A 7,771-nucleotide genomic window follows, 5' to 3' on the forward strand; every position below is an offset into this window, starting at 1 on the left:
GCCGAGCAAACCGAACGCTCCCCACGCGGCGCCGACATGCCGACTTCGTTCCGCTCCTTTGCAATGGAACGTAGATTGGCTTTTCGGGCCGCCGGTCGATCGCGGTTGATTAGCCAGTAGCCGGGTGCCGGCATTATGGCTTGAAACAAGGACCTATGGTCGTCTCAATCCGGTTCGATGGCGATGCCCGGGCTCACGAACTTCCTATGCGTAAGATTGGGTGAGGTATCGTAGGTTTGGTTGGTGTGGTGAAAGGCGGTGACGCTCCCCCGCTAGAGGATCGTCAGATTTTCGGTGGAGGCGCGATCAACGGGCCCGGCTTTCAGGCATTGATGCGCGATGCCAAAGCTGGTCTTTTCGATGTCATCGTTGCCGAGGACCTTAATCGCCTCTTCCGCAATTCACGGACCTTGAATTGCTCATCGCGCATCAGTGTCGCGGTACTCTTCTTCCCGAAGATAGCGCTGGATGGGACTACGCACTCATTGCGGCCTGTCATCTCTGGCACCTTGGTAAAAAATGCGGTCTAGATGCAGCCATCAGTGAGTGGGCCGCGCAGTGGGCTCCGTGGCTCAGTCCCTACGACGTAGAAATCATTATCATGATGGTTGAGGCTGCTCCTCGGAAGTGGACAGCCGACGAACTGGGCCAAGGGATGCGTCAGCATTTGAGACGCGGCAAGCGCTCGGCATCACCACCATCTGCGCCTTCGATCTCGATAAGGCTGGCCGCAAGCTACGGCGAAAGCAACGGAACACTCAGGCCAAGACGGAACGCCGTCGTAAGCGCTGCGTAAGGCCGCGCGCTGTGCACGAGACAGCGTCGGCCAGCCGAAACAAGCCTTGGGAAACCGCTGGCAAGAGCCGCGCCACCTATTACCGGGAGCGGAAAGCGAAGCGTGAAGACAGGTCCGGCTACAGCAAAGTAAGCAACTGGTGTACCCCACTTGTCTCAACGGAGAGAGAAAACACAATGACCAACATCGTAAAACTGGTCGACTACAGGCCGCGGCCAACTGATGACGACGATCGCGCCGCCTATCGGCGGCATGCTGACAAGAAACTAGACGACGCAATCAAGGCGTTCGCCAAAGGCGAGACCCTCACGTCTCATCAACGCGGCTTGCTGTTTCTTGCGGCAAGAAAAGGCCAACGCTCGGTAACGGCATGACCACAATCACAGCCCGCAGCGGCGTGACACCCCAAGGCTGCGGCCAGATAATGCCGTCTCCCCGCTTCGGACAAGCCTCGGCGTGCGTCTGCTACGGATGCGCCGCTGCGAAGGTATCATAGACAGAAGAGAAGTGACTACATTTTAATCCGCTGTTGATTAAGCATCGCTGACCATTCCAGCGCGAATGCGGGGGCTAACCGCGTAGTCAAAGGGGAGGATAATGAAATGATGTTACGCGCTGCCATTGTATTCGCTCTGACAGCTTCCGCCCACGTCGCACTCGCGGAGGAGGCACCAAAGGACAACCAGGGATACACCACCCCCAAAACGGTCGTCATCGACCTCGGCAAGGAAATTCCAAGCTTGTCAGGTTGGCAACTAAGGCTGCGTGTTTTGAACATCGCGCCTGGTGGGCACATCGGACTGCACAGCCATAAGGATCGGCCGGCTGTCGTCTATTTCCATCAAGGGACCGACACGGTCACAAACGAAGATGGCAAATCAAATACATTCCACCCCGGCGACACCACGGCTGAAGGCGTCAATACGGTGCATTGGCATAAAAACACCGGCGACGATGCTGTGGTGATTTACACTGCCGACTTGATCAAAGTCCCGCCGAAATAAGAGTAGACCGACGCCTGGCCCCCGCCGTGGTCGACTTGCCGGGAGAGCGTGACTTCCGCGCTTGGCCCGCCGCCGAACTTTGCTCAGAAGGCTGCAATGTCCGCTTTAGGGAGGGAAGCCGACCAAGGTCTAGCGGGCCGCCCTGGTCGGCTTTCGACCTTGGCTGTGCGAAAACGCTGCTGCTTTGCTATGAATCCCTCGTGATTCTGCGGGGGAAGCAGATGAGGCGCTTCGTTAATCAGGCGGATCGTGGGCAGTGGGCGCTATTGTCCGAGTGCCTCGATGATTTCATTGACGAGAGTAACCCTGTTCGCGTAATCGACGTGTTTGTCGATGCGCTCAATTTGGCCGAGATGAGATTTGAGGGGGGGAGCCAGCGGCTACTGGTCGGCCATCGTACCACCCCTCGGTTCTCCTCAAGCTTTACATTTACGGCTATCTGAACCGAGTTCAGTCGAACCGGCGGCTCGAACGAGAGGCCGGACGCAATGTCGAGGTCATGTGGCTGCTGGGTCGGCTCGCACCAGATCACAAGACGATCGCGGACTTCCGAAAGGACAATGGCCTGGCGCTGCATAGGGTATGTGCGCGCTTCGTCGAACTCTGTCGTGAGATGGGCACCATCGATGGCAGCAAGTTCAAAGCCGTGAACAACCGCGACAAGAACTTCACACGGGCGAAGGTGGAACGGCGGCGTGCCCAACTGGAAGAGAGCGTCTCGCGCTATCTGAGCCAACTTGACACGGCCGACCGGCAAGCGCCGACGGAGGCACTGGCCGCGAAGGCGACGAGGCTTACCGAAAAACTGACGAAGGTGAAGGAGGATATGGGCAAGCTTACCGCTTACGAGAAGCAGATGCTTGCTTCGCCTGACCAGCAGATCTCGCTGACCGATCCCGACAGCCGCTCGATGGCAACCAGCGGGCGCGGTTCCGGCGTCGTTGGCTACAATGTGCAGGTCGCCGTCGATACCGAGCACCATCTGATTGTGACGCATGAGGTGACGAACAGCGGCTCGGATCGGGCTCAACTGGCCAATGTGGCCAAGCAGGCGAAGGCTGTTCTAAAGACCGCCGAGATGGCTCTCTCGGTCCTGGCCTATAATCTGACATGGCTCATGAACATCGTCGGGACCAAGCCGCTGATGGCCGCGATCGCGGCCTGAGACCAAACCGTCCTGGCTTCCCACCGCCCTCCAGGGGAAGGTGTTTTTACACGACCAAGACCCGAACCGGACAATCGGTCGGCTCTTATGCCGAAAGTCTTGCCTGGAACATCGATGCCGCTCCGGCCAGATGGTTTCCGACTACTTCAATGACCGGCGATTTACTCTGTGCTTAAATTGGCCCAGCGTTATGCACGACAACCCTCACGTTGTTGATCACGATCCCGTCTTTGTCCAGGATGACCAGGTTTGTGGTGCCAAGGTGCAGTGGCTTGAGGAGCAACAAGCGCTTGCCTTGCGCCTGAAAATCGATCACGCGCGGGTCTCCGATCAGCACGAGACCAAAGGGTCTATCGATCTTGAACTCGGTGCTCGAGCCTAGCTCGAGATTAATGCTGGGACCGGTAGATTTACTTTCCGTCTGAGCGGGAGCGGCGGACATCGTTGACCATGTCGCAAGCAACGCCGCAATGATGGCAACAGGCACTGATTGACGCGTTTGCATCTTCTGAGTTTCCCACCGGCCACCATGAACAGATACTAATAGCCTTGCGGAGCCCCGATCATTGTACGCTGCTATGAGCTTCCCAAGTGACGTGCGACCTTTCAAGGCATTTCAGCTGGTGATGAGAATGGCTTGGTGGCATCAGCAAGAAACATGACGAGAGCAGTCAACTCCGTGGTGCCGGTGCTCGATACCTCCATGGGCATACCAGCCCCATGTCCGGGCATAGTCTGCCCGGCGGCGACTTGGCCAACGCCGTGTGGCGTCCTTTGGCTCAGTTCTCCCGTCAGCACATAAAAGCTTTCGGACCCGGGATGCGTGTGCACTGGCGTTTTAGCTCCTGGTGCACCGCCAGCGCGATTGATGCGCAGCAGATACTCCGGCGCCGGAAAGGATGGAACTGGACCTACTTCCGCGACCATGGTGCCGCCGGCCGGTGATCCACCCTTCGTACCAAGGGTGAACAACCAAGCCTTTCCCGCTGCTTCGGCGGCAAGTGCGGTCGGGCCGGCGGCCGCTCGCGCCTGGGCGAGTGTCGGAAAGTTGTCGATGCGCCAGAACAATTGCCCATCAGGCAATTTCTGAATTGTCTTCTCCGCTATTGGCTTGATGTCAAATTGCTGTGCTGGAGCAGACGAGGCCGCCAGCGCCGCACCAAAGACAGCTGCGGACACCAAAGTCGTATGCCGAGAAGCGGGCCAAGTGCGTGTCATCTGGTGCGTCTCCCACGGTTTTTGCGATCGCCCCGGCGATGAAGGGAGATCGGACCTACGCCGGAAATTGCAGTGAATCGCGATAATCTGGCTATTCAATTTGCGCCCGGATATTCAAGAACCGTCGAAAATGCCCTATCTTTGGGGTGTGCGAGATGGCCCTGGCGAAGAGCGATAATATCGACAGAGGATCCGATGAGAGAGGTTGAACCCAACGAGGGAGCCTTGGACGGGCAGGCAATCTCCCGGGCCCTGCCGGCAGATCTCGTGCGGGCTTTGGGCTGGCTTCGCAACCATCTGTCCGAACCCGTGCAACTCAGTCGGTTGGCCCAAGCTGCCGATGTTCGTCCGCGGACCCTGGAGAAACATTTCAGGATGTTTCTTGGTACGACACCACTCGGCTGGGTGCGCAACATGCGGCTAGCACGGGCGCGCCAGGAGCTTAGGCGTCTTGGACCAAACGCGACCGTCACGACGGTCGCGCTGAACAATGGTTTCAGCCAGCTCGGGCGGTTTGCGGCAGAATATCGCAAGGCCTTTGGCGAACTGCCATCAGCGACCATCGGACGCACAAAGACAGCGTCGACCACGGCTTCTGACCCTGATCTCGACGAGGCCATTCGCCTGACATTGGAAGCCCTGCCATTTGCGTTCGCGGTGGAACGTACCCAATGCAACATTGCCCTTGAAAGGTTGAGCCGTCCGCAAGAGCTGGCGCCAAGCTATGGATTAGCCAAAGCGGTCGCAGGTTGGTGTTGGGCGCAGCGTGCTGCCCATGATTTCGCTGCAACTCCCATCGCCGATCGTGATCACGCATCTCGCCTCGCCGCGGAGGCTTTTGACCTCGCCCCGGATGATGCCTTGACCTTGACACTCAGCAGCGGCGCGCTCGTGCTGCTCCACCAGCTTGAAGCGGCGGATCGACTGCTGGAACGTGCGTTGGCGCTTGATCCCTGGTTGGCATATGGCTGGATTCGCCGTGGCTGGATGTCCGCTTATGTCGGGGATTGCGATGGAGCGCTCCGCGAACTCAGGATCGCGCTTCATCTGATGCCGTTCGAGCCGCTGCGCCACATCACCTATATCGGAATCGGCTGTGCTCACTTCGCGGCTGAGCGCTATGATCGTGCAGCGGTGTGGGTTCAGAGCGGCGTAGAGGCTTATCCGCAATCCTACTGGGCACAACGAATCGGGGTTGCCGCCGTTGCGTTGACGGGAGCCCGGGCGGAAGCACGTCGCATGGGCCGTCAGCTCTTGCGGAAGGAGCCCAACTTGACGGCCTCGTTGGCCCGGCGGGCATGGCCATTTACTCCAAGATTCATGTCATGCCTCGGAGACGGGCTCGAAACCGCAGGACTACCGCCCGCATAGCAGAACTAAAAGCAGGCGGCGTAAGAGTTTGATTCGACCTAGGGCACGTTGATCGGTGGCATAGGCGCGCTCGGGCGCGGCAAGAAATAAGTTGGGGGCTGGCCTTGCACCGCCAACATAAGCGCAAAGCGACAAACAGAATGAAAAGCTCGCGCACCGTGAGCCGCCAGATCAAGGCATAGCCACCATAACAGCAAGAGCTGCCCCGCCATTTGTATATGCCGGCGTTGCCATGACTTAACTCCTTCCAGCTTGGCGCTCCATATGGGCGCTGAAACGAGGGCGAATGGTCGGCGTCGTGAAATGCATCAGTTGTTAGCGGGCGGGTCGATTGCCTGCGCGCAAGGTGGCGTGTTGTTCCATGCCGCCTGACGTGGTCATGCTCTGGCGGAGCCCAATCGCGATCCCGCCGGCGAAGAACAGGAAGGTGTAGAGGGCCAGCACGGTTTTCGCCCAACGCTTGTGGGTGATCCTGTCTTCGAGAGTGCTAGCAGAAGGTTCAGCGAAAAAGGCAGTGGTAACGTGGGCGGAATCCTCACTGAAATAATCCATGTTGAGGCTCCTTGGAGCTCGGGTAGTGCTCGGAATTTCCTCACTCGGATTAGAGATGCATTCCCCTTGCAAACCCGCGCCTGCACCAACGGACGCACTGTGTGAACTTGTTCACTATAAGTCTCGACGATCTTCCAACCGTTCAATCGCCTGAAGAATTTAACGGGTCAGTGCTACTGCACATACGCAATTCGTGGTCCGCTTCTGCCCGTTTTAGATCCTTGCGTTGGCCATCGAAGATGTCCGCCCACCGGAGCTGACCGGAAGTCATCGCGGAAGGACTAAATCGACGCGAGTGACCCATAGCGGTCGTTGATTGCTCTCGTCACACGGCTGTCGATGCCAAGCCCAAATGCGTATTGGCGCCGATGTGCTAATTGTCGCGCATTTGGATCTTGCCGATGACATCGAAATCCGTCCCATTGGGCTTGAGAACAAAGAAGTCGCCCATGGCAATTGATGGCTCAAGAACAATGTTGGAAATGTTGAGATCGTGGGTAATCATCACCAAATTCGCGGAAGCGCGGTTGCTCCGGATGTCTTGCAGGACCTGCTCCTGATCTAACTTGGCCTGATTGTCGGATAAGACCCCCGGGGGCATCAGGTATCGGACCGGCGTCGCGCGGCCGAACGCAAGCTTGCCAGTGTCGACGCAACGGCAATAAGGGCTGGTCAGAACCTCTCCGATTGCAATGCCGTGAGCGCGGAAGGCCTCTCCAATGGCCCTTGCCTGCTCAATGCCGCGGGTGGAAAGGTTCACTTCCTCGGCGCAGTTGCCGGGCGCGAGGCGTCCTATTCCTTCTCGCATGTCGACGTGAGTGTGGCGGAGCAGGACAATTTTGCCGCCTTGCCTTAGCGCGGCCCAGACCTGTTCGTCGTCGGCAAAGGCCGGTCAAGATCGCGAGCAAACAGACCCAGCAAAGGAGGCGTGCAGCTATCCGACTGTTGAAGGCTGCAAGCATGGGTAGGGTTGCTCGGGTTCAACAAGATGCACCTAAGATAACATGATTTCGCTTGCTGGACTTGTTCGGATTGCGGGCGCTATCGAGGTCGGGAATGTCGCTCGTTGGCCGGTGGCTGACCTAAGCCCGGATCGCGGCGACGTCAGCTTCGGAGAGATGGGCTGACCAAGTTCATGACGGCGGCCGAGGGCAGCCTTTGACCCGAACCGGACCAATGTGACTCGCCACGCTGTCCCGCGCGGGATAGGATGAGTCTAATCCTCGGTGTGCGGGCTGCCAGGCGCTGGTGTGTTCGGCACCCCAACGCCTTAGCCCTGGGGTGCGTTTCCGCGTGACGCCTTGCGGCAGCAAGGGCCACGTAAAGGGAGGATTGGATCATGCAAATTTGCAAGTGCAACGCAATTCATCGACGCGATGTGGTATGCGGCGGCGGTGCTGCCTTGTTCAGCGCCGTCGTGGCGACGCTGATCGGCAGCGGGAAGCCTGTACGCGCAGAACCGGTCGTCGGTAAGATTCCGGAGATCGATCGTGTGGCAGTGCGCGTGGTCGTCGACAGTTACCAATTCGCTGTCGCGTCGAGCCGGAAGGTTTCCGATGTTGAGATTGAGCACTTCGGCTGGGGCATCGGCAGTGGCAAGCCGCCGGGTAAAACGTTGATCAGTGAGTTCGGATTGTCGATGCACGTCGAGTCGCGGCGTGACAA

Annotated in this window: 8 protein-coding genes and 2 pseudogenes; 6 read left to right on the plus strand and 4 right to left on the minus strand. The window is 58.4% G+C overall.

The window, feature by feature from the left end; translation table 11 throughout:
• Positions 1–248: 248 nt before the first annotated feature.
• From AC1VNY_RS41810 to AC1VNY_RS41825, 4 genes and pseudogenes are all read left to right on the plus strand, one after another.
• A complete protein-coding gene (locus AC1VNY_RS41810; RefSeq protein WP_482409565.1) occupies positions 249–530 on the plus strand; it encodes a hypothetical protein in 282 nt (93 codons plus the stop codon).
• A gap of 442 nt (positions 531–972) precedes the next feature.
• Positions 973–1,170 carry a hypothetical protein gene (locus tag AC1VNY_RS41815; RefSeq protein ID WP_482409566.1) on the plus strand — a complete coding sequence of 66 codons (198 nt, stop codon included), beginning with the start codon at positions 973–975 and terminating at the stop codon, positions 1,168–1,170.
• Between the two features lie 228 nt (positions 1,171–1,398).
• Positions 1,399–1,800, plus strand: coding sequence for a cupin domain-containing protein (locus tag AC1VNY_RS41820; RefSeq protein ID WP_482409567.1), 402 nt, complete (start codon positions 1,399–1,401; stop codon positions 1,798–1,800).
• Positions 1,801–2,021: 221 nt separating this feature from the next.
• Positions 2,022–2,884, plus strand: a pseudogene (locus AC1VNY_RS41825) (transposase); the annotation flags it as partial.
• A 253-nt stretch (positions 2,885–3,137) separates the two neighbouring features.
• Here the strand turns inward: AC1VNY_RS41825 and AC1VNY_RS41830 are convergent.
• Complete coding sequence (locus AC1VNY_RS41830) at positions 3,138–3,470, minus strand: pilus assembly protein N-terminal domain-containing protein (protein WP_482409568.1); 333 nt, start codon at positions 3,468–3,470, stop codon at positions 3,138–3,140.
• Between the two features lie 101 nt (positions 3,471–3,571).
• Positions 3,572–4,144, minus strand: a complete 573-nt coding sequence (locus AC1VNY_RS41835; protein ID WP_482409569.1) for a cupin domain-containing protein — start codon at positions 4,142–4,144, stop codon at positions 3,572–3,574.
• Positions 4,145–4,378: 234 nt separating this feature from the next.
• On the opposite strand from AC1VNY_RS41835, the gene AC1VNY_RS41840 reads away from it, so the two are divergent.
• Complete coding sequence (locus AC1VNY_RS41840) at positions 4,379–5,554, plus strand: helix-turn-helix domain-containing protein (protein ID WP_482409570.1); 1,176 nt, start codon at positions 4,379–4,381, stop codon at positions 5,552–5,554.
• A 315-nt stretch (positions 5,555–5,869) separates the two neighbouring features.
• On the opposite strand, the gene AC1VNY_RS41845 is transcribed toward AC1VNY_RS41840, so the two are convergent.
• Both AC1VNY_RS41845 and AC1VNY_RS41850 read right to left on the minus strand, forming a co-directional pair.
• A complete protein-coding gene (locus AC1VNY_RS41845; protein WP_482409571.1) occupies positions 5,870–6,106 on the minus strand; it encodes a hypothetical protein in 237 nt (78 codons plus the stop codon).
• Positions 6,107–6,479: 373 nt separating this feature from the next.
• Positions 6,480–6,944, minus strand: a complete 465-nt coding sequence (locus AC1VNY_RS41850) for a histidine phosphatase family protein (RefSeq protein ID WP_482409572.1) — start codon at positions 6,942–6,944, stop codon at positions 6,480–6,482.
• Between the two features lie 501 nt (positions 6,945–7,445).
• Between AC1VNY_RS41850 and AC1VNY_RS41855 the strand changes: the two are divergent.
• Positions 7,446–7,771: pseudogene (locus AC1VNY_RS41855) on the plus strand (MBL fold metallo-hydrolase); the annotation flags it as partial.

This window comes from Bradyrhizobium ferriligni (assembly GCF_056837965.1).